The sequence below is a fragment of the Bacillus cereus group sp. MG9 genome, from assembly GCF_040459995.1.
GTDB lineage: Bacteria > Bacillota > Bacilli > Bacillales > Bacillaceae_G > Bacillus_A > Bacillus_A mycoides.
This window is the reverse complement of record NZ_JARVHC010000001.1, coordinates 3,895,958-3,922,824: the sequence shown is the minus strand read 5'-3', so window position 1 is coordinate 3,922,824 and position 26,867 is coordinate 3,895,958. Positions and strand designations below refer to the sequence as shown.

Sequence of the window (26,867 nt, the reverse complement as noted above, 5' to 3'; positions counted from 1 at the left end):
AATAGGTGTGAAGAAAAGATGAAGAGAAATATGACCAAATTTCATACCAATAAGGGAGCAGGTTATTTTATGATATTTTTCCTCCTGCTCTTTTTGCTGTTATTAGCCCGATTTTTTTACATACAAGCAACAGGAACAGTGGACAATCATGATTTGAAGAAACTTGCTGAGCAGAAACATAGTAAAAAGGGAGTTCTCGAAGCGAATCGAGGAACAATTTATGATCAAAATGGTCATGTGCTAGCACAAGACGCAAATTCCTATAGAATGGTAGCGGAATTAAAAGGTGCTAAGCCTGTTGAGGATAAAGAGGATACTGCAAAGAAAATCGCTGGAGTACTCGGAACGGGCGAAGACGCGATCTTAGCCGCTTTAAATAAAGATAGAAGTCAAGTGGAATTTGGAACATTGGGTAAGGGCTTGACGAAAGAAAAGAAAGAACAAATAGAAGCATTGAAATTGCCGGGAATAACTTTTATTACCGAAAATGCGAGAGTGTATCCAAACGGTGATTTCGCATCTTACGTCATAGGTCATGCCAGACCTGATGATAATGGAATCGCAGTAGGTGAATTTGGCTTAGAAAAGAGTTTGGATAAGTATTTAGGGGCTTCTAATGGTGAGGTAGCTTATACAGGTGACCGTAAAGGAGTATCTCTTGACGGTGGAAAAGTGAATGTAAAGGCACCTAAAAATGGAGATAATGTGTATTTAACGCTTGACCAACGTATTCAAAGTTATTTAGAAGACGCAATGAAAGAAGCGAGTAAACATTATGAACCAGAAAGTTTAATAGGAATTGTTGCAGACCCCAAAACAGGGAAAATATTAGCGATGTCTAGTAAACCTAGTTATGATCCGAACCAAGAGAATAATAAATATTTTTATAATGATGCCATTGCAAATGCATTTGAACCAGGATCAACAATGAAGATTTTCACATTAGCAGCGGCCATTAATGAAGGTGTATACAAGGGACAAGACTTTTATCAGTCTGGTACATATCAAGTAGGTAATCGCAAAATAAAAGATCATAACGGCGGCGCTGGATGGGGTTCTATTACTTTTGACGAAGGGGTAGAGCGCTCTTCAAACGTAGCGTTTGCAATTTTAGGTGATCAAAAGCTTGGTCCAGATCGTTTCCAGAAATATATTCATAATTTTGGATTAGATGAAAAAACAAACATTGATTTACTTGGTGAAGGGTCAAATACAATTTTATTTGATCAACAAATACAACAAGTAACAACAGCGTTTGGACAAGGTTCTACAGTTACACCAATTCAACTTGTACAAGCTGCAACAGCGATTGCAAATGATGGGAAAATGATGAAACCTTATACAATTGATAAAATTGTGGATCCAATAACAGGTAAAGTACAGCTAGAGCATAAACCAAAAGAAGTAGGGAAACCTGTTTCCAAAGAGACAGCAGCGCAAGTAAGGCAATTACTAGAACGTGTTGTTACATCACCGAAAGGAACAGGAACTGCATATAAAGTTGATGGGTATTCAGTCGGGGGGAAAACAGGTACAGCACAAATTCCTGACGGGAAAGGTGGCTATATGACGGGAAGAGAGAATTATATATTCTCATTCTTAGGTATGGCACCGATGGACGATCCGCAACTTGTTGTGTATGTGTCCGTTAAACAACCAAAATTAAAAGATGATGAAAACGGGGCTAAACCTTTAGCAGATATCTTTAAATATGTAACGAAAAATAGCTTAGAGTACTTAAAGATTAAGCCGAATGAAGTAAAAGACCCGAAAAAATATGTGAAAGAACAACAAACTGTCGTTCCAGATGTAACCGGAAAAACGATGGAAGAAGCGAAAAAAGCAATTGATAAAGCAAAACTTCGTCCAATCGTATTAGGTGAAGGTAAAGTGCAGCAGCAAGTGCCAAAAGCAACTGAACAAACATTAAAGGGTGATCGAGTCTTCTTAGTAGGAGATAAACCTACAATGCCAAATATACAGGGATGGGCACTGCGTGATGTTATGAATTTAGCAAAAACATTAAAGCTTAACTTAAAACCTTCTGGTACAGGATATGTAACTGAGCAAAGTGTAGCGGAAGGGACATTGTTGCAACCTGGTACAGAATTAGGTGTAACACTCGTACCACCACTTGAACCGCAGCAAGAAGCAGAAAAGCCATAATGGTAATAGGGAAGAAGTTCTAATTAAATAAGTACAAGCATATATTGGAACAAGCTAGGCGTAAGGGAGGCTTGTTCCAATATGCGTGTATCAAATGTAACAGTTAGAAAACGACTTATTTTTATACTTATATCGGGTATACTCATTTTCACCATTATCGATATTCGTCTTGGATATGTGCAATTTTTTCTTGGAAATATGTTAACGGATCGTGCGAAGGATTCATGGAGTCGTAATATTACTTTTGAACCAGAGCGAGGGAAAATTTTAGATCGAAATGGTGTGGAGCTTGCTACGAATAAAAGTGCACCGACCGTCTTTGTTGTGCCGAGGCAAATTGAAAAACCAGCAGAGACTGCAGAGAAGTTAGCTGCAGTATTAGGTGTGGAAAAAGATGATGTTTATAAGCGGATTACAAAAAAAGAATCGATTGTAAGGCTTGATAAAGGCGGAAGGAAAATATCGCATGACAAAGCGAAAGAAGTACGCGGATTAAGTTTAAAGGGTGTGTACATCGCAGAGGATTCTATCCGGTACTATCCATTCGGTAATTTTTTATCACACGTATTAGGATTTGCGGGCAGTGATAATCAAGGGCTTATGGGACTAGAGAAATATTATGATAAAGAGCTAAATGGTGATAAAGGTCATGTGCGATTTTTTGCAGACGCGAAAGGACAGAGAATGCCTAACGTTGGAGATGATTTCAAAAAACCAGAAGCCGGCTTGAATTTAGGATTAACAATTGATTCACGCATTACGAGGATTATGGAAAGAGAAATGAATATTGCGGAATCAACGTATAATCCTGATGGTATGATAGCAATTGCAATGAATCCGAAAAATGGTGAAATTTTAGGTATGTCAAGTCGACCAAGTTTTGATCCAGCAGATTTCCAAAGTGTTTCTCCGGAAGTATATAACAGAAACTTACCTGTATGGAGTACGTATGAGCCGGGGTCAACATTTAAGATTATTACATTAGCTGCAGCCTTGAATGAAAATTTAGTAGACTTAGAGAAAGATACATTTTATGATGATGGGGCAGCTGAAGTTGGTGGAGCTAGATTGCGGTGTTGGAAAGCTGGAGGCCATGGTAGCCAAACGTTTTTAGAGGTAGTTCAAAACTCTTGTAACCCAGGATTTATTGAACTCGGTGATCGTCTTGGTAAAGATCGATTGTTTAAATACATTCGCAATTTCGGGTTTGGACAGAAGACCGGAATTGATTTACAAGGTGAAGGTAGCGGTATTTTATTTAATTTAGATAAAGTTGGTCCAGTCGAGCAAGCGACGACTTCATTTGGGCAAGGTGTTTCTGTTACACCGATTCAACAAGTAGCAGCTGTAGCGGCCGCTGTAAATGGTGGAACTTTGTATCAGCCATATATAGCGAAGGAATTTATTGATCCGAAGAATAATCAAGTTGTCAGCAAAAAGACACCTGTTGCGAAAAGGGAAGTTATTTCCAAGGAAACTTCAGAGAAAGTTCGTTACGCATTAGAGAATGTTGTAGCGAAAGGTTCGGGTAAAGGGGCTTATATTGATGGATATCGTGTAGGTGGAAAAACTGGAACTGCTCAAAAGGTGAAAGATGGAAAATATTTAGATAATAACTATATTGTATCATTTATCGGTTTTGCTCCAGCTGACGATCCGCAAATTGTTGTTTATGTAGCAGTGGATAATCCAAAAGGAGTCACTCAATTTGGTGGAGTTGTAGCAGCACCTATTGTTGGGAATATTCTTCGTGACGCACTTCCTGTAATGGGAGTGGAACCGAGAAAAGAGCAAGTTGAGAAAGAATATAAATGGGGCGATACACCAACTGTGGAAGTTCCTAATTTAATTGGTATGAAAAAGAAAGATTTACAAACGCAACTTGTAGACTTGAAGCTTGATATAAGTGGTGATGGTGGGAAAGTAATTAAACAATCACCAGAAGCAGGAGCTAAAGTAAAAGAGGGTTCAAAAGTTAGAATTTACTTCGGGAATTAAAGGTAACTGATTGTGTTTTATGGTACAATTGGTGGAAGTGAGTTCTTTATAGAAAAATTGCTTTACTTGAGACGATAAGTGTCTCATTAATAAATAAATCTATTGATTAGACTATAGTAGCACTTACCTCCTATTTTTATATAACTAGGAGGTAACGTGTTACTTGCTAAAATAAGAGATAAATAAACAATGTAGAGAGGGTTTAGTGAAATGAAGTTGCATACACTTGTATCATGTTTGCATGATTTTCCAGTTGTTCCAACAGAAAATCCAGAAATAACATCTATTGAAGCGGATTCACGTAAAGTGAAAGAGGGAAGCTTATTTATATGTATGAAAGGATATACGGTTGATAGCCATGACTTTGCTAAGCAAGCAGCCGCACAAGGAGCGGCTGCTATTGTTGCGGAAAGACCAATTGATGTTGACGTTCCAGTTGTACTTGTGAAAAATACTTTTCGTTCGCTAGCGGTTTTAGCTGATTATTTTTATGGCCAACCAACACACAAGTTACATTTAATCGGTATTACAGGTACAAATGGAAAGACAACAACATCGCATATTATGGATGAAATTATGCGCGCACATGGTCATAAAACAGGGCTAATTGGAACGATTAATATGAAAATCGGTGATGAAACATTTGAGGTGAAAAATACAACACCAGATGCACTAACACTTCAACAGACATTTTCAAAAATGGTTGAACAAGGTGTGGATAGCACAGTAATGGAAGTTTCGTCTCATGCTTTAGATCTTGGCCGTGTACACGGGTGCGATTATGATGTTGCAGTATTTACGAATTTAACACAAGATCATTTAGACTATCATAAAACGATGGAAGAATATAAACATGCGAAAGGGTTGCTTTTCGCACAGCTTGGCAATAGTTATCATCATAATCGTGAAAAATACGCTATATTAAACAGTGATGATCCAGTAGCAGAAGAGTATATGAGAAGTACAGCAGCTACTGTTGTAACATACGGTATAGATGTTGCAAGCGACATTATGGCACGAGATATCGTAATGACGAGTGGCGGTACAACATTTACACTTGTAACACCGTATGAAACTGTAAATGTTACGATGAAATTAATTGGTAAGTTTAATGTATACAACGTGTTAGCTGCTACAGCAGCAGGTCTTGTTTCAGGAGTGAGCTTACAAACAATTATTGATGTAATTAAAGAGCTTGCTGGCGTTCCTGGACGTTTTGAAGTTGTAGATGGTGGACAAAATTACACAGTTATTGTTGACTATGCGCATACACCTGATAGCTTAGAGAACGTACTAAAAACAGCAAAACAGTTTGCAAAAGGCGATGTATATTGTATCGTTGGTTGCGGTGGTGATAGAGATAGAACGAAAAGACCAATAATGGCAAGTGTCGCAACCGAATATGCAACTCATGCAATTTATACATCAGATAATCCAAGAAGTGAAGATCCGAAGGCTATTTTAGATGATATGGTAAATGATGTGAATGGGAATAATTATGAAGTAATTGTCGATCGAAAAGAAGCGATACGTTCCGCTATCTCGAAAGTAAAAGCAGAAGATATTATTATTATTGCTGGTAAAGGGCATGAAACGTATCAAATTATTGGTAAAGAAGTTCATCATTTTGACGATCGTGAAGTTGCTAAAGAAGCAATCACGGAGCGTTTAAACAACGAAGTGTAACAGCATGAGAGGAGGACTACATGTGCTTGAACAAGGTTTATTAGTAACGGCTGGGGTAGCATTTTTAATTTCTGTTGCCCTTTCGCCATTATTTATTCCATTTTTAAGAAAGTTAAAGTTCGGACAGAGTATTCGTGACGAAGGACCGAAGTCACACCAAAAGAAATCAGGGACACCAACGATGGGTGGTATTGTCATATATGTATCTATGATGGTGACTACGCTTATTATGGCGATTAAATTTAACAATTTAGGTGCAGAAGTATCATTGTTATTATTAGTTACATTTGGGTACGGATTAATCGGATTTTTAGATGACTACATAAAAGTAGTAAAGAAGAGAAATCTTGGTTTAACATCAAAACAAAAATTGATTGGTCAGCTTGTAATTGCTATTGCGTTCTTTTTAATTGGAAAAGGGCAAGCATTTCACACGTATATCATGATTCCAGGAACTGATGTTAAATTTGAATTAGGCTGGGCGTATTTTGTTCTCGTATTATTTATGCTTATTGGTGGATCAAATGCGGTTAATTTAACAGATGGTTTAGATGGTTTATTATCAGGAACAGCTGCTATTGCATTCGGAGCATTTAGTATTATTGCTGTAGCTCAAGAACAATTTGGGGTAGCGATTTTCTGTATGGCAGTCGTAGGAGCTGTACTTGGCTTTTTAGTATTCAATGCGAATCCAGCGAAAGTATTTATGGGGGATACTGGTTCTCTAGCTTTAGGTGGTGCTATCGCAGCTGTAGCGATTTTGTTAAAACAAGAATTGTTACTCGTTATTATTGGCGGTGTATTCGTAGCGGAAACTTTATCTGTTATTATCCAAGTTATTTCGTTCAAAACAACAGGAAAGCGTGTCTTTAAAATGAGTCCATTACATCATCATTATGAATTATGTGGTTGGTCAGAGTGGCGCGTTGTTGTAACGTTTTGGTCTGTAGGATTTTTATTAGCTGTGCTAGGAATTTATATCGGGGTGTGGATGTAATTGAAAACTGTAACTGAATATCAAAATAAAAATGTTCTTGTATTAGGTATTGCTAAAAGTGGTTATGCAGCAGCTACTTTATTAAAAAAGTTAGGGGCAAACGTCATTGTAAATGATGGGAAACCATTAGCGGGTAATGTGCTTGCAGCTGAGTTACAAGCGGAAGGAATGGATGTTGTGTGTGGTGGGCATCCATTAGAATTGCTGGAGAGAAACATTTCACTTGTCGTAAAAAATCCAGGAATTCCATATTCTAATCCACTCTTAGTGGCGGCGAAAGAAAAACAAATTCCAATTGTAACTGAGGTTGAATTAGCATATTCCATTTCAGCAGCACCGTTTGTTGGGATTACGGGATCTAACGGTAAAACAACAACGACAATGTTAACGTTTGAAATGTTAAAAGAAGGACAAAAGCACCCAGTTATTGCGGGGAATATAGGTACTGTAGCTTGTGAAGTTGCACAATTGGCGAAGGAAAATGAAGTTGTCGTTACGGAACTTTCATCGTTTCAATTGATGGGAGTGGAATCGTTCCAACCAAAAATTGCAGCCTTTTTAAATTTATTTGAAGCGCATTTAGATTATCACGGGACGAAGAAAGAGTATGGTTTGGCGAAAGCGAATATTTTCAAAAACCAAACTGAAGCAGATTATAGTATAATTAACGCAGATGATGCAGATGTCATGGCGTTATCGGCATATAGTAAAGGACAGAAAGTATTATTTTCGACGACGAAAGAAATTGAAGATGGTGCGTATATAAAAGATAACGCTCTTTATTTTAAAGGCGAAAAAGTAGTTAAAGTAAGTGATATTGTTTTACCTGGTAAGCACAATTTAGAAAATATTTTAGCAGCAATGAGTATTGCTAAATTACTAGGTGTTTCTAATGAAGCAATTACTGCTGTGTTAAAAAGTTTTACAGGTGTAAAACATCGCTTAGAATATGTAACAACGATTAATAATCGTAAATTTTATAATGATTCAAAAGCGACGAATATGCTAGCGACAGAAAAAGCATTATCTGCATTTACACAACCGATTGTATTATTGGCTGGTGGACTTGATCGTGGTAATGAATTTGATGATTTAATTCCATATTTTAAACATGTCAAAGCGATTGTGACATTTGGACAAACTGCACCAAAATTAGTAAGAGCGGCAGAAAAAGCAGGATTAGATGTAATTGAAAGTGTCGATACTTTAGATGATGCAGTAGTGAAAGCTTATGCTCATTCTACCGATGGTGATGTAATTCTTCTTTCACCAGCATGTGCAAGCTGGGATCAATTTAAAACATTTGAAGAAAGAGGAGACATTTTTATACAAGCTGTGCATAAACTTATATAAAGTAAATCAAAACATCAGTAGGCTAACACCTACTGATGTTTTGTTACATAGGGCAAAAGGTTCTGCCCAAAGAGGTGGTGTTCATGGGTAATGAAGAAAACGCCTGATTTTATTCTCATCATCGTTACACTTGCGTTGTTAACAATCGGAATGATTATGGTTTATAGTGCGAGTGCGGTTTGGGCCTCTTATAAAATGGGGGATTCATTCTTTTTTGCAAAAAGACAATTGTTATTTGCAAGTCTTGGGGTAGTAGCTATGTTTTTTCTGATGAAAATTGATTATTGGGTATGGCGTACGTATTCAAAAGTAATTTTACTAGTTTGTTTCGTTCTTCTTATTCTCGTTCTTATTCCTGGAGTAGGTCTCGTTCGTGGAGGGGCGCGAAGTTGGATTGGAATCGGGGCATTTTCTATCCAACCATCAGAGTTTATGAAATTCGCGATGATTATTTTCTTAGCAAAATTTTTAGCGGAACGACAAAAATTAATTACATCTTTTAAACGAGGTTTACTACCGGCTCTTAGTTTTGTATTTCTTGCTTTTGGGATAATTATGTTACAGCCAGATCTTGGTACGGGAACGGTAATGATTGGGACATGTATTATTATGATATTTATTTCGGGAGCAAGGGTCTTTCACTTTGCAATGTTTGGTTTGCTTGGTGCAGCGGGATTTGTAGGGTTAATTGCATCAGCGCCATATCGAATGAAACGCATCACATCATATTTAGATCCGTGGTCGGATCCGCTCGGAAGTGGATTTCAAATTATCCAATCGTTACTCGCAATTGGACCTGGTGGTTTATTTGGGCTTGGACTTGGACAAAGTAGACAAAAATTTCTTTATTTACCTGAACCACAAACAGACTTTATATTTGCAATCTTATCCGAGGAATTAGGTTTTATTGGTGGTTCATTTGTGTTATTATTATTTAGTCTATTATTATGGCGTGGGATTCGTATAGCATTAGGAGCGCCAGATTTATATGGTACGTTTTTAGCAGTAGGTATTGTGGCGATGATTGCGATTCAAGTAATGATTAATGTTGGTGTTGTAACAGGACTGATGCCTGTTACCGGTATTACTTTGCCATTTTTAAGTTATGGTGGATCAAGTTTGACCTTAATGTTAATGGCAGTAGGTGTATTATTGAATATAAGTCGCCATTCTCGCTATTAAACCCTGTTTAAAAGACAGGGTTTTTCGTGTGTGTGTGAAAATACAATATGTATATAGAAATAAATACGATTGAATAAGAACAGGGAAGTGGAGGAATCAGTAGTGCGAGTATTAGTAAGTGGTGGGGGTACTGGAGGACATATTTATCCAGCTCTTGCTTTAATTAGAGAAATAAAAAAACTAAATCCGGAAGCAAGATTTTTATACATTGGTACAGAGAATGGATTAGAGAGTACCATCGTACCGAAAGCGGGTATTCCGTTCCAATCTATTGTTATAAGTGGATTTAAACGAAAAATATCTCTTGATAATGTAAAAACCGTGATGCGTTTCCTAAAAGGTGTTCAAGATAGTAAACGATATATTCGTCGTTTTAACCCTGATATTGTGATTGGTACGGGTGGATACGTATGTGGGCCAGTTGTATATGCTGCGGCTAAATTAGGTATTCCGACTATTGTCCATGAACAAAATAGTGTACCTGGTGTAACGAATAAATTTTTAAGTCGTTATGTCGATAAAGTTGCAGTTTGTTTTGAAGCAGCTGCAGAACATTTTCCACAGTCAAAAGTGGTTATGACAGGTAATCCACGTGCATCAGAAGTAATGGACCAAAATGGAATGAAAGGAAAACGTTCGGTAGGACTATCCCTTTCTAAAAAATCCGTGCTTATTTTTGGTGGGAGCCGCGGGGCTAGACCGATTAACGATGCTTTTGTAGAAGCGATTGAACAATTTGGGAATAAAAGTTACGAAGTATTATATGTAACAGGCGAAGTACATTATGATAAAGTTATGGAAGCCGTGAAACAAAAAGGGAATCCGAATAATGTTATTATTAAACCTTTTATTCATAATATGCCAGAGGTACTGACGGGTGTAGATCTTGTTGTTTCAAGGGCAGGGGCTACAACGCTTGCAGAATTAACAGCGTTAGGAAAGCCGAGTGTATTAATTCCAAGTCCGTACGTAACAAATAACCATCAAGAAAAAAATGCACGATCAGTTGTTGATAAAGGAGCAGCTAAAATGCTACTTGAAAAAGATTTAACATCTGAAACGCTTATTCGTGACATTGATGAGATTTTATTGGATACACAAACATTACAAAATATGAAACTGGCTACTAAGCAACTTGGTATTCCAGATGCAGCAAATAAGCTATATGAAGTAATGAACAAGCTTATTAAAAAATAACATTAGGTGAACGCCCCGCATATTACTGTAATAAGGAGACTTGATATGGGGGAGATTGTCTATGGAACAATTAGTAAAAGAGCTTTTAGAAGCAAATGTTGGTCGCGTGTTAGTTAATGAACCGTTAGCGCGTTACACGACTATGAAAATAGGCGGACCAGCTGATATTTTAATTGTACCAAAGCATGTTGCTGGTATTGAGAAGACTCTAGAGTTAGTAAAGAAGTACAAGACAAGGTGGACTGCAATTGGTCGTGGTTCAAATCTTCTCGTATCTGATCAAGGTATAGAAGGTGTGGTTATTCGTTTAGGAGAAGGATTAGACCATTTAGAAGTCGAAAAACATAGAGTAAGAGTCGGTGCTGGATATCCCCTTATTAAATTGTCAACTTTACTTAGTCGACAGGGATTAGCGGGCCTGGAATTTGCAAGTGGTATTCCAGGAAGTGTTGGCGGTGCAGTGTATATGAATGCAGGCGCTCATAAGTCCGACATATCGAGTGTATTAACGAAAGCTCGTATTTTGTTTGACAATGGAACAATTAATTGGTTGACGAATACCGAAATGGGCTTTTCTTATCGCACATCTGTATTGCAAATGAAACGCCCTGGTATTGTTTTGGAAGCTGAATTCCAATTGGAGGTAGGCGAACGCGAGGGAATTGTAAGAAGCATGCAAAAGAATAAAGAGTATCGCCGTGAAACGCAGCCTTGGAATCACCCTTGTGCAGGAAGTATATTTCGAAATCCAGTCCCCTATTTTGCAGGAGATTTAATAGAAAAATCAGGGCTTCGTGGTTATACAATAGGTGGAGCTCAAATTTCTGAAATGCATGGGAATTTTATTGTTAATACTGGTGTGGCCTCAGCGCAAGATGTATTAGACTTAATCGCATTGGTAAAGCGTACAATTAAAGATAAATTTGGTGTTGATATGCATACAGAAGTAGAAATAATTGGAAGATAACGGTTGTTCGTTCCGCTCATTATCATTTATGTTATAATAAGAAGATAAGAACGGCATGAGGAACATGCCGTTCTTTATGTTACATAGGGGGATCGTACATGAAAAATAGTAAAGTGATTAAACTACAAGATCGTGTACCAAAATTAAAGAATCAAAATAAAAAAAATAAGAAACCTGTTAATCATCGGTTAATTTTATACATATCGATTTTATTTTTATTAGTACTCTTTTTAATTTATTTTCGGTCTCCGCTTAGTAATATAAAAAAGATAAGTGTCTTTGGAAATCATTATATGACAGATGAACAAGTTATGAAGGAATCAGGTGTGACATATGATACGAGTTATTTCCGAGTAACAGCACATAAAGCAGAAGAAAACTTAACGAAACGAAAAGAAATTAAAGAGGTAAATGTAAAAAAACGTTTCCCAAACAAAATTGATGTTCATATCGAAGAATATTTAACAATTGGCTATATAAACAAAGATGGGAAATTACAACCGTTATTAGAAAATGGGAAAACACTCGATGTACTTCCGAACGGAAAGCTTCCAGTTGCAGCACCAATTTTTGAACCATTTAAAGAGGAAAAAATGAAGGAATTAATTGCAGAACTAGAAAAATTAACGCCAACTATTTTAAGGTCTATTTCTGAAATTCGTTATACACCAACGAACGCAAATGAAGATCATCTTACTTTATATATGAATGAAGGATATGAAGTGAGCACCACTATTCAAAATTTCGCAAAGCGAATGGAAGCTTATCCACTTATTTTAAAAACAATTGAACCTGGTAAGAAGGTTTTAATTGACTTAGAAGTGGGTGCATATACGAAGGAACTAGGTGCTGAAGAAAAGAAAGAATAGAATGATAGTTTTTACTGCGTTATTACGTATGAAATGAAACAAACGTTCTTTTATATGGATGCTAATTTGCAAGAATGCTTAATTTGATGAAAAAAATGTAAATTTTCTTAGATTCATACTAGGATTGGTACAAGTTTCACTTTTCTACAAGTACATCTTAGTGTAGACTTATACTTGGCGGTAATCTTTACACTTGAAATATAATTATTTCAAGATAGAGCAGTTATTCACAGGTTACTGCGATATTCTTAAATGAATGTTAAATAAAAATAAGAAAAATATAGGGTTAAAAAAGGGAAACGTACAAAGACGTTGAATATTTTTCTTATAAATAGTAAAGTTGCGATTGTTGTTCCATATATTGAGTTGTATGGTATAAATAAAGAAGGAGGTGCCAAAGAATGAACAGCAATGAAATATATGTTAGTCTTGACATCGGTACATCCAATGTTAAAGTCATCATTGGTGAAATGGTTAATGATAGCTTAAACATTATTGGTGTTGGAAACGTAAAATCAAATGGTTTGAAAAAGGGATCGATAGTTGATATAGATGAAACTGTTCGATCAATTAAAAAAGCAATTGAACAAGCTGAGCGCATGGTGGGTATCCACATTGAGCAAGTTGTAGTAGGTGTCAATGCAAACCAGGTACAGTTGCTCCCGTGTCACGGAGTAGTCGCTGTTTCAAATGAAGATCGTGAAATCGGGAATGAAGATGTCTTACGCGTTCTAGATGCAGCGCAAGTTGTGTCAATTGCTCCTGAACGTGAATTTATTGATGTGGTACCTCGACAGTTCATTGTAGACGGTCTTGACGAGATTAACGATCCACGCGGGATGATCGGTGTAAGATTAGAAATGGAAGGTACACTTATTACAGGCTCGAGAACTTTACTACATAACCTACTTCGTTGTGTAGAAAAAGCAGGTCTTGAAATTGTTGATATTTGTCTGCAACCTTTAGCGGCAGCGACAGTTGCGTTATCTTCGGATGAAAGAAATAGAGGGGTAGCCCTTGTTGATATGGGCGGAGGATCTACAACCTTATCTATTTTTAAAGATGGAGAGTTGCAAGCAACGAGCGTATTGCCATTAGGTGGAGATCATATAACGAAGGATATAGCGATTGGGCTGAAAACTTCAACAGAAAATGCAGATCAAATTAAGCTGAAATATGGACATGCTTTTTATGATACAGCATCTGAAGAAGAGATGTTTACGGTTCCTATTATGGGAAGCGATCAAACAGAACAATATTCTCAGTTGGAATTATCGGATATAATAGAGGCTCGTGTAGAGGAAATTTTAATGTTTGTTCAAGATGAAGTGCATAAGTTAGGAGTAAAGCAAGCTGCTTCTGGATATGTACTAACTGGTGGGATAGCTTCTATGCCAGGTGTTCTTGATCTTGCATACGATATTTTACATGAAAATGTTCGTATAGCAACTCCTGATTATATTGGTGTTCGTGAGCCTCAATATACAAGTGGAGTTGGATTAATTAAACATTCTTATCAAAAGGCTAAATTACGTGGGAAAAATGTGCAGGAAAAGCAAGAACATTTTGAACCAGTACCAGCACCAATGCCGGTACAACAGCAACCTGCGAAACAAAAAACTCGTAATCAAAACAATACTAATCAAAATGATGACCGCATGATGTCAAAAGTAAAACGTGCATTCCGTTATTTATGGGATTAAAATTGGACACGAAAAATGAGGTTCTAGGGGGATTTCGACATGTTAGAGTTTGATACTACTCAAGATCAATTAGCGAATATAAAAGTTATCGGTGTCGGCGGTGGCGGAAACAACGCTGTAAACCGTATGATTGAACACGGTGTACAAGGTGTAGACTTTATCGCTGTGAATACTGATGCACAAGCATTAAATCTATCAAAAGCTGAAACGAAAATGCAAATTGGTGGAAAATTAACGCGTGGACTTGGTGCAGGCGCAAACCCTGAAGTAGGGAAAAAAGCTGCAGAAGAAAGTAAAGAACAGATTCAAGAAGCGCTTCGTGGCGCGGATATGGTCTTCGTAACTGCTGGTATGGGCGGCGGAACTGGAACTGGTGCAGCTCCAGTTGTTGCTCAAGTTGCAAAAGAACTAGGCGCGTTAACAGTTGGTGTTGTAACACGTCCATTTACATTTGAAGGGCGTAAACGTGCAACTCAAGCTGCATCTGGTATTGCGTCATTTAAAGAAAATGTAGATACACTTATCGTAATTCCAAATGATCGCTTATTAGAGATTGTTGATAAAAATACGCCAATGTTAGAAGCGTTCCGTGAAGCAGATAACGTATTACGTCAAGGTGTTCAAGGTATTTCTGATTTAATTGCTACACCAGGTCTAATTAACTTAGACTTTGCAGACGTAAAAACAATTATGTCTAATAGAGGTTCTGCTTTAATGGGTATCGGTTCTGGTAATGGTGAAAATCGTGCTGCTGAAGCTGCGAAAAAAGCGATTTCTAGTCCATTACTAGAAACATCTATTGATGGAGCTCAAGGTGTTATTATGAACATTACGGGCGGCGCAAACTTAAGTTTATATGAAGTACAAGAAGCAGCAGACATTGTAGCTTCAGCTTCGGATCCAGAAGTAAATATGATCTTCGGTTCTGTTATTAATGAAGGATTAAAAGATGATATCGTTGTCACTGTAATTGCAACTGGTTTTGATGATAGTGCTTCGACACAACCACCAAAACCAATTATCCGTCCGACTGCGAATCACACACAACAGCAACAACAACCAGTAGCTCAACCTTCAAAACAACGTGAAGTTAAGCGTGAAATGAAACGTGAAGAGCCGGTTGTGCATGATCGTCATACAGATTCAGATGACATCGATATTCCAGCATTCTTACGTAACCGTCGTAGACGATAAAAGAAAAGGAGCTTTCATGCTCCTTTTTTTTGTTGTCTAAATGGAAAAGATCTGCTAAGCAGATCTTTTTTTATTATTTTGCATATGGAGAGCCCAGTCCTATTTTTAAGCCATAAGCTGTGATAAATTGAAACTTTAATTAGTCGGGGGTGTTCATCCAAAAATGATTGTTAGCCCGACTCCCACTTAACTTCTGTCCTTTTTTATAGCTGAATTTTGAGGCAGGGTCTTACTGCCCGCAAATAGCAAGATAAACTTTGTATATATATAATTCAATTATTATGTATACAAGTAAAAAATTTATATTATTCTATGAAAAATACACTTTTATTTTTTACCGACAGATTATGTCTAGAAATCACAAAATAACAAAAAAATCCCTCCACCAATTGACACACTTTCCTATTGGATATGCATTATACTAGTCTCAACTTAAAAAAAGAGGTGAATTGTTTGGTTGTTTACGCCGACATTGTCTGGTTGTTAAACGCCTGCATTGATTTTCTTTTACTTTTATTAACAGCCACCGTGTTAAAAAAGAGAATCAAAAGATGGAGGCTTGTGTTAGGGGCATTTATAGGTTCAACTATTGTTATTTTCGCCTTTACGCCTTTTGCTTCTATGATGACACATCCAATTATGAAACTATTGTACTCGTTACTTATTGTGTATACAGCATTTGGGTTTTCGACATTTAGAAATTATACACAAACTGTTTTTACTTTCTATTTTGTAACCTTTATGGTTGGTGGAGGATTAATTGGAACGCATTACTTTTTGCAAACGAACGAAATGGTAAATGGATTAGTTCAATCTAAATCAGTTTCTTACGGTGATCCAATTAGTTGGGTATTTGTTATTTTTGGTTTTCCAGTAATTTATTATTTTTCTAAAAAGCGTATAGAAAGCGTAGAGGTCACAAAGATACACTATGATCAAATCGTGAAAGTGGAAATTCAATTAGCTGGAGAGGAACTAGAATTAGCAGGTCTAATTGATAGTGGGAACCAACTTTATGACCCGTTAACGAAAACACCCGTTATGATTATGCATATTTCATCATTAGAACATTGTTTGCCAGCTTGGTTAACAGAACAAATTTATTCCAAAACAGAAATTCCTCAAATACCAGAAAATGATTCTGGATGGGCGACGAAACTACGTTTAATTCCTTTCCGAGCAGTAGGAGTAGAGAATCAATTTTTATGGGCAATTAAGCCAGATTGTGTGCGAGTTTATCATGAAGGTAGTTCGGTTGTTGTAAACAAAGTACTGATTGGATTAAATACACAACAATTATCTACTAATGGAGAGTATCAATGCATTGTACATCCGAAAATGTTGATTTCGCAAAAGATGGTAATTGCTTAATTATGAGAGGCGGGATAATATGGTGAAATTTAAATTTTATTTGGTATACCTTTGGTATAAAGTATTGCTGAAATTAGGAATTAAGACCGATGAAATTTATTATATTGGTGGAAGTGAAGCGTTGCCACCGCCGTTAACGAAAGAAGAAGAGGCAGTTCTTTTGAATAAATTACCGAATGGAGATCAAGCTGCGAGGTCGATGCTTATTGAACGTAACCTAAGGCTTGTTGTATATATAGCAAGAAAATTTGAAAATACAGGGATCAATATTGAGGATTTGATTAGTATAGGAACAATTGGTCTTATTAAGGCAGTGAATACATTTAATCCAGAAAAGAAAATTAAATTAGCAACATATGCATCTCGTTGTATAGAAAATGAAATTTTAATGCATTTGCGCCGAAATAATAAAAATCGTTCGGAAGTTTCTTTTGATGAACCGCTTAACATTGATTGGGACGGAAATGAACTGTTACTATCAGATGTTTTAGGTACAGATGATGACATTATTACAAAAGATTTAGAAGCTACTGTAGATCGTCATCTTTTAATGAAAGCATTGCATCAATTAAATGACCGTGAAAAACAAATTATGGAGCTTCGGTTTGGACTCGCTGGTGGCGAAGAGAAGACACAAAAAGATGTGGCTGATATGCTTGGAATTTCACAGTCTTATATTTCTCGTTTGGAAAAAAGAATTATAAAAAGATTACGAAAAGAATTTAATAAAATGGTGTGAAGAATAAGACCAGTCGGTATCTAGACTGGTCTTATTCTTTTTTTGTGCATTAGGAAATATGATATTTGTGAAAAATGATGGAAAAACCGTATGCATAAAATCCCCTTCAAAGGAAATACTTTACACTGTACAGCAACTCCCGATAGGAGGGAACACTTTGACGAGAAACAAAGTAGAAATTTGCGGTGTTGATACAGCTAAACTTCCAGTACTAAAAAATGAAGAGATGCGTAAATTATTTCGTGAAATGCAAAGTGGAGAGATAAGCGCCAGAGAGAAATTAGTGAATGGAAACTTACGTCTTGTACTGAGCGTCATCCAAAGATTTAATAACAGAGGAGAATATGTTGATGATTTATTTCAAGTTGGTTGCATTGGACTTATGAAATCCATTGATAACTTTGATTTAGGCCAAAATGTAAAGTTTTCAACGTATGCTGTGCCGATGATTATTGGAGAAATACGCAGATATTTGCGTGATAACAATCCAATTCGTGTATCTCGCTCATTACGAGATATTGCGTATAAAGCGTTGCAAGTAAGAGAAAAATTGATTGCTGAAAATTCAAAAGAACCAACAGCAATGGATATTGCGAAAGTTCTTGAAGTGACACATGAAGAGATTGTTTTTGCACTAGATGCGATTCAAGATCCGGTTTCATTATTTGAACCGATTTATAACGATGGAGGAGATCCTATCTTTGTTATGGATCAATTAAAGGATGAAAAACAAAAGGACGAGCAGTGGGTTGAAGAACTGGCGTTGAAAGAAGGAATGAAGCGTTTAAATGATCGTGAAAAAATGATTATTCGAAAACGTTTCTTTCAAGGAAAGACACAGATGGAAGTTGCCGAAGAAATTGGGATTTCTCAAGCGCAAGTATCACGTTTGGAGAAGTCTGCTATTAAGCAAATGAATAAGACGATTCAAGGATAAGGTCCTCACCAGTTATGGTGAGGTCTTTTTTATATATAATATTTTGCGCTCATAGTAGATTGGGTAGGTTCATATAATGAAAATAAAATGGATGTTCTATTAGTAGCGGTTATATACTGTTTATCCGCTTCGAAATTAGGCTGAAGTAAAAAGTTAGATGGAAGCGGGACTGCCCGTAAAAGTCCGATTGGCATGGGTTAATAATCAGTAGGGATGGGGATAATCCCACTGATTAAGGTTTCACTTTATTTGAGAGCGTACTTACGATTCATGATATAAGGGAGAGGATGAATATGATACGGATTTCGGAGTTTCAAATGAAGGATGTTGTAAATGTTTCAGATGGAAAGAGGCTTGGGAATATTGGAGATATTGATATTGATATAGACACAGGAAAGATTAGGGCGGTTATTATTTCTAAGCAGGCACGAATGCTTGGACTCTTTGGGAAGGAAGTAGAATTTGTGATTCCTTGGGAGCAAATTATGAAAATTGGAGAAGATGTCATACTTGTAAAAGTAGATCATGTTAATTCTGTAACAGAATCAATACAAACACCGACAATTTCATAAAGAATATTACAAATTCCTCTTTTTTTTCTGTTGTCATTATGAAAAAATAAAAGTATGGTAAAATAGACAGGAAGTACCATACTTTTTTCTGTTATTTTAATTAAAAGGAGTCGCTTTATGAGAGAACCATTTAAATATGCGGACGGTATACTGTATTTACAAGCGTGGAAAGAACTTGGAAACATTACTGTTGGATTTACGACAAAAGATGGTGGAGTAAGTACAGGCTCCTTTCATGCGATGAATTTAGGATTACATGTGAATGATATCGTGGAGAATGTTCATGAAAACAGACGCATTTTAGCTAATAAGTTACAAAAACCATTAGAAAAATGGATTTGCTCTGAACAAGTTCATGACCATCATGTTGAGAAAGTAGGACTGCAAGAAAAAGGGAAAGGCGTTTATTCATATGAAGACGGTATTCCAAAAACGGATGGCATTTATACGACTAACAAAGATGTTCTCTTAACATCTTGTTACGCTGATTGTGTTCCGCTCTATTTTTATGCACCATCACATGATATGATAGGACTTGCGCATGCTGGGTGGAAAGGGACTGTAACAGAGATTGCGAAAGAAATGATTCAAAAGTGGAATGCAGAAGGTGTTTCAAGTGATGAAATTCATGTCGCAATTGGTCCTGCAATCGGATCATGTTGTTATGTTGTTGATGATCGTGTATTAACAGCAGCACAGCAAGTAGTAAACGGATCTGTTCCTCATAAAGTAATTTCTGATGGTCAGTATGCAATTAATTTAAAAGAAGTTAATCGTATATTATGTGTACAAGCAGGCATAAAAGAAGAACATATTGTAATGTCATCTCTTTGTACAAGCTGTGAAGAACAATTATTTTTCTCTCATCGTCATGATCAAGGTAAGACGGGGAGAATGTTGAGTTTCATAGGTTTTAAGGAGGAGTGAAGTAAGTGACAGTGCAAGGGAATTTAGCAGATGTAAACGAAGTAATTAAAGAATCTTGTGTACGAGCTGGACGTTCGATGAAAGATATTAAGCTCGTTGCAGTTACAAAAACTGTAGGGATTGAAAAAACAAGCGAAGTAATTGAAACAGGAATTATTGATTTAGGTGAAAATAGAAATGAAGGTTTCTTACAAAAATACGAGCATTTCGGTTCAAAAGTGAATTGGCATTTTATTGGATCATTGCAAACGAGAAAAGTAAAAGAAATCATTAATGAGATTGATTATTTACATTCATTAGATCGTCTTTCGCTTGCAAAAGAAATTCAAAAACGTGCTGATAAGAAAGTTAAATGCTTTATTCAAGTGAAAACATCATCTGAAGAATCAAAGCAAGGATTGGCGATAGAAGAAACAATTTCTTTTATTCAAAGTTTGCAAGAATTGGATAAGATTGAAGTGGTAGGATTAATGACAATGGCTCCGTTTACAGGAGAAGAGGAAGAGATTCGTCGCTGCTTTAAGGAATTGCGCATGCTACAGACAGAGGTGCAGGAGCTAGAATTATTACATGCACCATGTAAAGAATTATCAATGGGAATGTCAAATGATTACACGATTGCAATTGAGGAAGGCGCTACATATATTCGTTTGGGAACGGTTTTAGTAGGAAAAGCGTAGGAGGAAGGAGAAAGTTATTATGAGTTGGTCAAAAGTAAAATACTTCTTTTTTGACACACCGGAAGAAAAAGAAGCAGCTCAATATAGTTATGAAAAGGAGCAAACAGACATGAAAAAGCAACAAGATCCCCCAGAACAACAAGATGTTCCGTTTGCGAAAGTGCAACCGAAGCAAAATGTAGTGAGTATTGAAACAGCGAAGCAATCTTCAAAAGTTGTTTTACTAGAACCACGTACATATTCGGAAGCGCAAGGCATTTCGGATCACTTAAAAGGTAGACGAGCTGTTGTAATTAATTTGCAAAGAATGTCTACAGATCAAGCTGTACGTATCGTTGACTTTTTAAGTGGTACTGTATACGCTATAGGCGGGGATATTCAAAAAATAGGCCCGAAAACATTTATGTGTACACCTGAAAATGTTGATATCGTTGGTGCGATTTCAGAGTTATTCGGTGAAGAAGAAGAGACAAATATAAAGAGGTGGTAATACGCCATGACAACAGTTTTAACAGTGTTACTTACTGCTATCGAGATTTACTCGTGGGCACTAATTATTTACATTCTCCTATCATGGTTTCCTGGCGCAAAGGAATCGGCTTTTGGAGATTTTCTTGCGCGTATTTGCGAACCGTATTTAGAGCCGTTTAGGAGGTTTATTCCACCATTTGGTATGATTGATATTTCTCCACTTGTTGCTATTGTTGCCTTGAAACTTGCTAGAGGTGGTTTAGTGAGTTTATTCAACTATTTTTTATAGTGTGAGGTTAAATACATGAGCATCTATGAGCATTTTAGACCTGATGAAGAGGTCTTTGTGGATAAAGTATTAGAGTGGAAACAGGCTGCTGAGTATCATCAAGTCAAGTTAACAGATTTTCTTGATCCAAGACAGCAACAAATTGTTTCTATGGTAATAGGGCAAGGAGATGTAGCTGTACGGTTTGATGGTGCGATGCCTGAAGCCGAACGGAAAAGAGCACTAATTTATCCAGATTATCTAGAATTAAATGAAGAGGAATTTCAAGTAGAAGTATTAGAAATTGACTATCCTTCCAAGTTTTTTACGCTAGAACATAGGCAAATATTAGGTGCATTCATGTCGCTTGGTTTAACAAGGGAAAAATGTGGTGATATTTTGCTTCAAGAAGACCGTGCCCAAATTGCAGTTGCCAAAGAAGTTGTATCGTATATTGAAATGAACTTACAATCAATAGGGAAAATGAAAGTCACACTCTCTCCTATACAAGTAGAGAAAATTTTGCGTGTAGGTGAAAAATGGGGAGAAAAATCTGGGACTGTTTCGTCACTTCGTCTAGATGTTTTATTAGCTGAAATGCTACATATATCTAGGCAGAAGGTACAGCCTCTTATAAAAGGTGGCTTAGTAAAAGTCAATTGGAAAACAGTAGAGCAAACTTCGTATGAATGTTTTCCAGGGGATGTTTTCTCGGTTAGAGGGTATGGACGAAGTAAATTATTTTCTGTAGAAGGTAAAACGAAGCGCGACAAATGGAGAGTTTTGTATGGTATACTAAAATGATTGGTTTTTTAGAAGGAAATTCTCTTATTTTGTCGAAGAAAAGATATAATTGAAAGAGGAAATTTAGATAACTACTTGGAGGTGGCGTTGTGCCGTTAACACCATTAGATATTCATAACAAAGAATTTGGTCGCGGGTTTCGTGGCTACGATGAAGATCAAGTAAATGAGTTTCTTGATCAAATCATCAAAGATTATGAATTAGTCATTCGTGAGAAAAAAGCTTTAGAAGAAAAGGTTGCACAATTAGAAGGAAAGTTAGATCATTTTTCTAATATTGAAGATACTCTGAACAAATCTATCATTGTCGCACAAGAAGCTGCTGAAGAAGTGAAGCGTAATGCACAAAAAGAAGCAAAATTAATTGTACGTGAAGCAGAAAAAAATGCAGATCGTATCATTAATGAAGCGTTAGTGAAATCAAGAAAAGTTGCTTTTGATATTGAAGAGTTGAAGAAACAAGCGAAAGTATTCCGAACTCGTTTCCGTATGTTATTAGAAACACAACTTGAAATGTTAAACAACGATGATTGGGATAAACTAATTGAATTAGAAGACGAAGTGGACGAACTGTTGAAAAAAGAAGAAACAGTGTAAGCTTGACGTTTTTCTCATTATTACATATAATTTTAAACAGCATATTTATTAAGAAAAACGAAGATAGGGATAAGTACCTTTTTCATACCTTATATAGCGAACTGAGGATGGTGTAAGCTCAGGATAAGGAGATAATGGGAATATCACCCTGGAGTTCCGCGCTGAACAAATTTAGTAAGCGTAGGCGTATATTCGCGTTAAGAATATAAAGAGGACCTTATGCATTTGTATATGGTCTACTAGGGTGGTACCGCGGGAGACTTTCTCGTCCCTTTTTGGGGATGAGAGGTCTCTTTTTTATTCCCTTTTTTAAGGTCTGTCGTTTATATATTTAAGGAGGAATTGAGCATGGAGTACAAAAATACATTACTAATGCCAAAAACAGAATTCCCGATGCGTGGGAATTTACCGAAACGTGAGCCTGCAATGCAAGAAAAATGGGCTGAAATGAATATTTATGAAAAGGTACAAGAACATACGAAAGGCCGTCCTTTATTTGTACTACATGATGGACCTCCATATGCAAATGGTGACATCCATATGGGACACGCACTAAATAAAGTGTTAAAAGACTTTATTGTTCGTTTTAAATCAATGACTGGATACTGTGCACCATATGTACCAGGTTGGGATACACACGGTTTACCAATTGAGCAAGCTTTAACAAATAAAGGTGTAAAGCGTAAAGAAATGACAGTTGCTGAGTTCCGTAAGTTATGTGCAGAGTATGCATATGAGCAAGTGGAACGTCAACGTGAACAATTTAAGCGTTTAGGTGTACGTGCAGATTGGGATAATCCATATATTACTTTAGAGCCAGCTTATGAAGCACAACAAATTAAAGTGTTTGGTGACATGGCGAAAAAAGGTTATATCTATAAAGGACAAAAACCAGTTTACTGGTCTCCAACAAGTGAATCAGCTTTAGCAGAAGCTGAAATTGAATATCAAGATAAAAAATCAGCATCTATTTACGTAGCATTCCCTGTAAAAGATGGAAAGAACGTATTAGAAGGTGATGAGAAATACATTATTTGGACAACAACGCCTTGGACATTACCTGCAAACTTAGGTATTTCTGTTCACCCAGAACTTGAATATGCTATTGTGAAAGTAAATGATGAGAAATATATCATCGCTTCTGAACTATTTGAGACAGTTGCAAAAACGTTAGAGTGGGAAAATGCTGAAGTTGTGAAAACGGTAAAAGGTAGCGAACTTGAGTATACAGTTGCAAAACATCCATTCTACGATCGTGACTCATTAGTTATGCTAGGAGAGCACGTAACAACAGATGCAGGTACAGGTTGTGTTCATACAGCACCAGGACACGGGGAAGATGACTTCGTTGTTGGTAAAAAGTATGGCTTAGAAGTACTTTGCCCAGTTGATGATAAAGGTGTATTAACAAATGAAGCACCTGGATTTGAAGGCTTATTCTATGATAAAGCTAACAAGCCAATTACGGAAAAATTAGAAGAAGTAGGCGCGTTACTGAAACTAACATTCATTACGCATTCATACCCACATGATTGGAGAACGAAAAAACCAATTATTTTCCGTGCGACAGCGCAGTGGTTTGCATCTATTGAAGCGTTCCGTAAAGAATTATTAGAAGCTGTTGCGGAAACAAAATGGGTACCAGCATGGGGAGAAACTCGTCTTCATAATATGGTTCGTGACCGTGGTGACTGGTGTATTTCTCGTCAGCGTGCATGGGGTGTGCCAATTCCTGTATTCTATGCAGAAAATGGTGATCCAATTATTACAGATGAAACAATTAATCATGTAGCAGATTTATTCCGTGAGAACGGTTCTAACGTATGGTTCGAGCGTGAAGCGAAAGATTTATTACCAGAAGGATTTACACATACAGGTAGCCCAAATGGTGAATTCCGTAAAGAAACAGACATCATGGATGTATGGTTCGATTCAGGTTCTTCTCACCAAGCGGTATTAGAAGAGCGCGAAGACTTACAACGTCCAGCTGATTTATATTTAGAAGGATCTGACCAGTATCGTGGTTGGTTTAACTCTTCATTATCAACAGCAGTTGCTGTAACTGGTAAAGCTCCATATAAAGGCGTACTAAGCCATGGTTTCGTACTAGATGGTGAAGGACGTAAAATGAGTAAGTCGATTGGAAACATCGTCGTACCGAAGAAAATTATGGATCAATTAGGCGGAGACATTTTACGCTTATGGGTATCTTCTGTTGACTATCAATCTGATGTACGTATTTCAGATGATATTTTAAAACAAGTAGCAGAAGTGTATCGTAAAATCCGTAACACATTCCGTTTCTTATTAGGAAACTTAGATGATTTTAATCCAAGTGAAAATACAGTAGCGGTAGCTGAACTTCGTGAAGTAGATCGTTACATGTTAGTGAAGTTAAATGACTTAATTACAAAAGTAAAAGATGCATATGAAACATATGACTTTGCTGCTGTATATCATGCAATTCACAACTTCTGTACAATTGATCTAAGTTCATTCTACTTAGACTTTGCAAAAGACATTTTATACATTGAAGGTGCAGATCACGCGGATCGTCGTGCAATTCAAACTGTATTATATGATGTTCTTGTTGCATTAACGAAACTTGTAACGCCAATCTTACCTCATACAGCTGATGAAGTATGGCCATATGTTCCTGGTGCAGAAGAAGAAAGCGTACAGTTAACTAATATGCCAGAAGCTACAGAAGTAGAGGGTTCAGAAGCGTTAAGAGCAAAATGGGATGCATTTATGACATTACGTGATGACGTTTTAAAAGCGTTAGAAGTAGCTCGTAATGAGAAAGTAATTGGTAAGTCATTAAATGCGAGCATTACGCTATATCCGACTGCAGAAATGAAGGCTATGTTAGAGTCTATTAGCGAAGACTTAAAGCAATTATTCATCGTCTCTGAGTATAAACTTGGTGGTACAATTGAAGAAGCACCAACAGATGCACCAAAGTATGAGCATACAGCTGTAGTTGTAGCACAGGCGACAGGTGAGACGTGTGAACGTTGTTGGGTTGTTTCAGAAACAATTGGTAAAGATGCAGAACATGAAACATTATGTGAGCGTTGTGCAACGGTTGTTAAAGAAAATTATGTAAAATAATGAAAAAAAGCTGACTGCTCATAATAGCAGTCAGTTTTTTGTTGATGATATATCGAAATAACTTTCACTCTCTTTCCTATGAAGGAAAAATGTGTGTGAGGTAAGCGTAGAAATTTCGGACACACTAATTGTACATTGCAGCTGGGAGGAATGTACACGTGAATGAAATTTATATGGAAATAAAAGAAGAATTGCAATTGATGAGAAAAGAGTTGCAAGATAGATTGGCGAAAGAAGTAATGCACACATACTATATGGAATTTGGGCAAGAACTTGGATACGAAATAAAGGAAGAGACAAAGAAAAAATTGCTATTACATGATATAAAAGAGGATTTAAAAGATGTAGAACGTGCATTGTTTAAAATGGAAATAGATATGTACGGTATTTGTGAAGAAACTGGAAGAGCGATTTCTACAAAACAAATGAAAACAATGCCGACTGCTCGTACTATTCATGAATTTTTCTATGAAAAGGTAAATGTATGAAATACGCACAACGATATTATGTTACCTTTTTTTAATTTATTTTATTCTTCTACAAAGGTTCATTGTGAAAAGGTAGCAGCTATGCTAAAATTTTGAGGTACACTGTCTTTGTGGGGGAAATGAAAATGATATATTATGTAATAGCGTTATTTGTCATTGCCATCGATCAAATATCGAAGTGGCTAATTGTAAAGAACATGGAATTGGGTACGAGCATTCCGATTATCGATAATGTATTATACATAACATCTCATCGAAATAGAGGAGCTGCCTGGGGTATTTTAGAAAATAAAATGTGGTTTTTCTACATTATTACAGTCATTTTCGTAGCATTTATCGTATTTTATATGAAAAAATATGCGAAAACGGACAAGCTTCTAGGTATTTCATTAGGTCTAATTTTAGGCGGAGCAATTGGCAATTTTATTGATCGTGTATTTAGACAAGAAGTAGTGGATTTCATTCACGTGTATATTTTCTCGTACAACTATCCGGTATTCAATATAGCTGACTCAGCATTATGTATTGGAGTTGTATTAATTATTATTCAAACAGTATTAGAAGGAAAGAAAGCGAAGGAGTAATTGA

Annotated in this window: 24 protein-coding genes and 1 other annotated feature; all 24 genes read left to right on the top strand. The window is 36.6% G+C overall.

Features of this window, described 5'->3' with window-relative positions; all coding sequences use genetic code 11:
- The first annotated feature begins 18 nt into the window (after positions 1-18).
- The 24 genes from QCI77_RS19950 (at position 19) to lspA (ending at position 26,863) form a co-directional block, all read left to right on the top strand.
- Positions 19-2,166, top strand: coding sequence for a penicillin-binding protein (locus QCI77_RS19950; RefSeq protein ID WP_483298983.1), 2,148 nt, complete (start codon positions 19-21; stop codon positions 2,164-2,166).
- Between the two features lie 81 nt (positions 2,167-2,247).
- Positions 2,248-4,164 carry a stage V sporulation protein D gene (locus QCI77_RS19945; RefSeq protein WP_002014741.1) on the top strand — a complete coding sequence of 639 codons (1,917 nt, stop codon included), beginning with the start codon at positions 2,248-2,250 and terminating at the stop codon, positions 4,162-4,164.
- 210 nt (positions 4,165-4,374) lie between these two features.
- Positions 4,375-5,850 (top strand): UDP-N-acetylmuramoyl-L-alanyl-D-glutamate--2,6-diaminopimelate ligase, encoded by a 1,476-nt coding sequence (gene murE, locus QCI77_RS19940; RefSeq protein ID WP_002014740.1) that lies wholly within the window; start codon positions 4,375-4,377, stop codon positions 5,848-5,850.
- Positions 5,851-5,872: 22 nt separating this feature from the next.
- Complete coding sequence (gene mraY / locus QCI77_RS19935) at positions 5,873-6,847, top strand: phospho-N-acetylmuramoyl-pentapeptide-transferase (RefSeq protein ID WP_002014738.1); 975 nt, start codon at positions 5,873-5,875, stop codon at positions 6,845-6,847.
- On the top strand, positions 6,848-8,200 hold the full coding sequence (gene murD, locus QCI77_RS19930) for a UDP-N-acetylmuramoyl-L-alanine--D-glutamate ligase (RefSeq protein ID WP_002142942.1): 1,353 nt from the start codon (positions 6,848-6,850) through the stop codon (positions 8,198-8,200).
- Positions 8,201-8,290: 90 nt separating this feature from the next.
- Positions 8,291-9,382, top strand: coding sequence for a stage V sporulation protein E (gene spoVE, locus QCI77_RS19925; RefSeq protein ID WP_002014736.1), 1,092 nt, complete (start codon positions 8,291-8,293; stop codon positions 9,380-9,382).
- A 102-nt stretch (positions 9,383-9,484) separates the two neighbouring features.
- Complete coding sequence (gene murG / locus QCI77_RS19920; RefSeq protein WP_002088269.1) at positions 9,485-10,579, top strand: undecaprenyldiphospho-muramoylpentapeptide beta-N-acetylglucosaminyltransferase; 1,095 nt, start codon at positions 9,485-9,487, stop codon at positions 10,577-10,579.
- 61 nt (positions 10,580-10,640) lie between these two features.
- On the top strand, positions 10,641-11,546 hold the full coding sequence (murB, locus tag QCI77_RS19915) for a UDP-N-acetylmuramate dehydrogenase (RefSeq protein WP_002033752.1): 906 nt from the start codon (positions 10,641-10,643) through the stop codon (positions 11,544-11,546).
- Positions 11,547-11,644: 98 nt separating this feature from the next.
- A complete protein-coding gene (gene divIB / locus QCI77_RS19910) occupies positions 11,645-12,415 on the top strand; it encodes a cell division protein DivIB (protein WP_002014733.1) in 771 nt (256 codons plus the stop codon).
- 401 nt (positions 12,416-12,816) lie between these two features.
- Positions 12,817-14,118, top strand: coding sequence for a cell division protein FtsA (gene ftsA / locus QCI77_RS19905; RefSeq protein ID WP_002014731.1), 1,302 nt, complete (start codon positions 12,817-12,819; stop codon positions 14,116-14,118).
- Between the two features lie 39 nt (positions 14,119-14,157).
- Positions 14,158-15,312, top strand: a complete 1,155-nt coding sequence (gene ftsZ / locus QCI77_RS19900; RefSeq protein WP_002014730.1) for a cell division protein FtsZ — start codon at positions 14,158-14,160, stop codon at positions 15,310-15,312.
- A 453-nt stretch (positions 15,313-15,765) separates the two neighbouring features.
- Positions 15,766-16,683, top strand: coding sequence for a sigma-E processing peptidase SpoIIGA (spoIIGA, locus tag QCI77_RS19895; RefSeq protein ID WP_002165147.1), 918 nt, complete (start codon positions 15,766-15,768; stop codon positions 16,681-16,683).
- Positions 16,684-16,702: 19 nt separating this feature from the next.
- Positions 16,703-17,422: an RNA polymerase sporulation sigma factor SigE gene (gene sigE / locus QCI77_RS19890; RefSeq protein WP_002128857.1), complete on the top strand. Its 720-nt coding sequence runs from the start codon at positions 16,703-16,705 to the stop codon at positions 17,420-17,422.
- Between the two features lie 157 nt (positions 17,423-17,579).
- On the top strand, positions 17,580-18,359 hold the full coding sequence (gene sigG / locus QCI77_RS19885) for an RNA polymerase sporulation sigma factor SigG (RefSeq protein WP_002014725.1): 780 nt from the start codon (positions 17,580-17,582) through the stop codon (positions 18,357-18,359).
- Positions 18,360-18,652: 293 nt separating this feature from the next.
- The gene (locus tag QCI77_RS19880; protein WP_012261605.1) at positions 18,653-18,931 is read left to right on the top strand and encodes a YlmC/YmxH family sporulation protein; all 279 of its coding nucleotides are present in this window, start codon (positions 18,653-18,655) and stop codon (positions 18,929-18,931) included.
- 117 nt (positions 18,932-19,048) lie between these two features.
- The gene (gene pgeF / locus QCI77_RS19875; protein WP_353825402.1) at positions 19,049-19,858 is read left to right on the top strand and encodes a peptidoglycan editing factor PgeF; all 810 of its coding nucleotides are present in this window, start codon (positions 19,049-19,051) and stop codon (positions 19,856-19,858) included.
- 5 nt (positions 19,859-19,863) lie between these two features.
- On the top strand, positions 19,864-20,538 hold the full coding sequence (locus QCI77_RS19870) for a YggS family pyridoxal phosphate-dependent enzyme (protein ID WP_002033757.1): 675 nt from the start codon (positions 19,864-19,866) through the stop codon (positions 20,536-20,538).
- Between the two features lie 19 nt (positions 20,539-20,557).
- Complete coding sequence (locus tag QCI77_RS19865) at positions 20,558-21,028, top strand: cell division protein SepF (RefSeq protein WP_002014721.1); 471 nt, start codon at positions 20,558-20,560, stop codon at positions 21,026-21,028.
- 6 nt (positions 21,029-21,034) lie between these two features.
- Positions 21,035-21,298 carry a YggT family protein gene (locus QCI77_RS19860; protein ID WP_002014720.1) on the top strand — a complete coding sequence of 88 codons (264 nt, stop codon included), beginning with the start codon at positions 21,035-21,037 and terminating at the stop codon, positions 21,296-21,298.
- Positions 21,299-21,313: 15 nt separating this feature from the next.
- On the top strand, positions 21,314-22,081 hold the full coding sequence (locus tag QCI77_RS19855; protein ID WP_002033759.1) for a YlmH family RNA-binding protein: 768 nt from the start codon (positions 21,314-21,316) through the stop codon (positions 22,079-22,081).
- A gap of 89 nt (positions 22,082-22,170) precedes the next feature.
- Positions 22,171-22,677, top strand: a complete 507-nt coding sequence (gene divIVA / locus QCI77_RS19850) for a septum site-determining protein DivIVA (protein ID WP_001131609.1) — start codon at positions 22,171-22,173, stop codon at positions 22,675-22,677.
- Between the two features lie 51 nt (positions 22,678-22,728).
- Positions 22,729-22,953 (top strand) — a binding site (T-box leader).
- A gap of 72 nt (positions 22,954-23,025) precedes the next feature.
- The gene (gene ileS2, locus QCI77_RS19845; RefSeq protein WP_353825401.1) at positions 23,026-25,791 is read left to right on the top strand and encodes an isoleucine--tRNA ligase; all 2,766 of its coding nucleotides are present in this window, start codon (positions 23,026-23,028) and stop codon (positions 25,789-25,791) included.
- 158 nt (positions 25,792-25,949) lie between these two features.
- Positions 25,950-26,279, top strand: a complete 330-nt coding sequence (locus QCI77_RS19840; RefSeq protein ID WP_002014715.1) for a TraR/DksA C4-type zinc finger protein — start codon at positions 25,950-25,952, stop codon at positions 26,277-26,279.
- Between the two features lie 125 nt (positions 26,280-26,404).
- Positions 26,405-26,863 (top strand): lipoprotein signal peptidase LspA, encoded by a 459-nt coding sequence (lspA, locus tag QCI77_RS19835; RefSeq protein WP_002128849.1) that lies wholly within the window; start codon positions 26,405-26,407, stop codon positions 26,861-26,863.
- Positions 26,864-26,867: the final 4 nt, after the last annotated feature.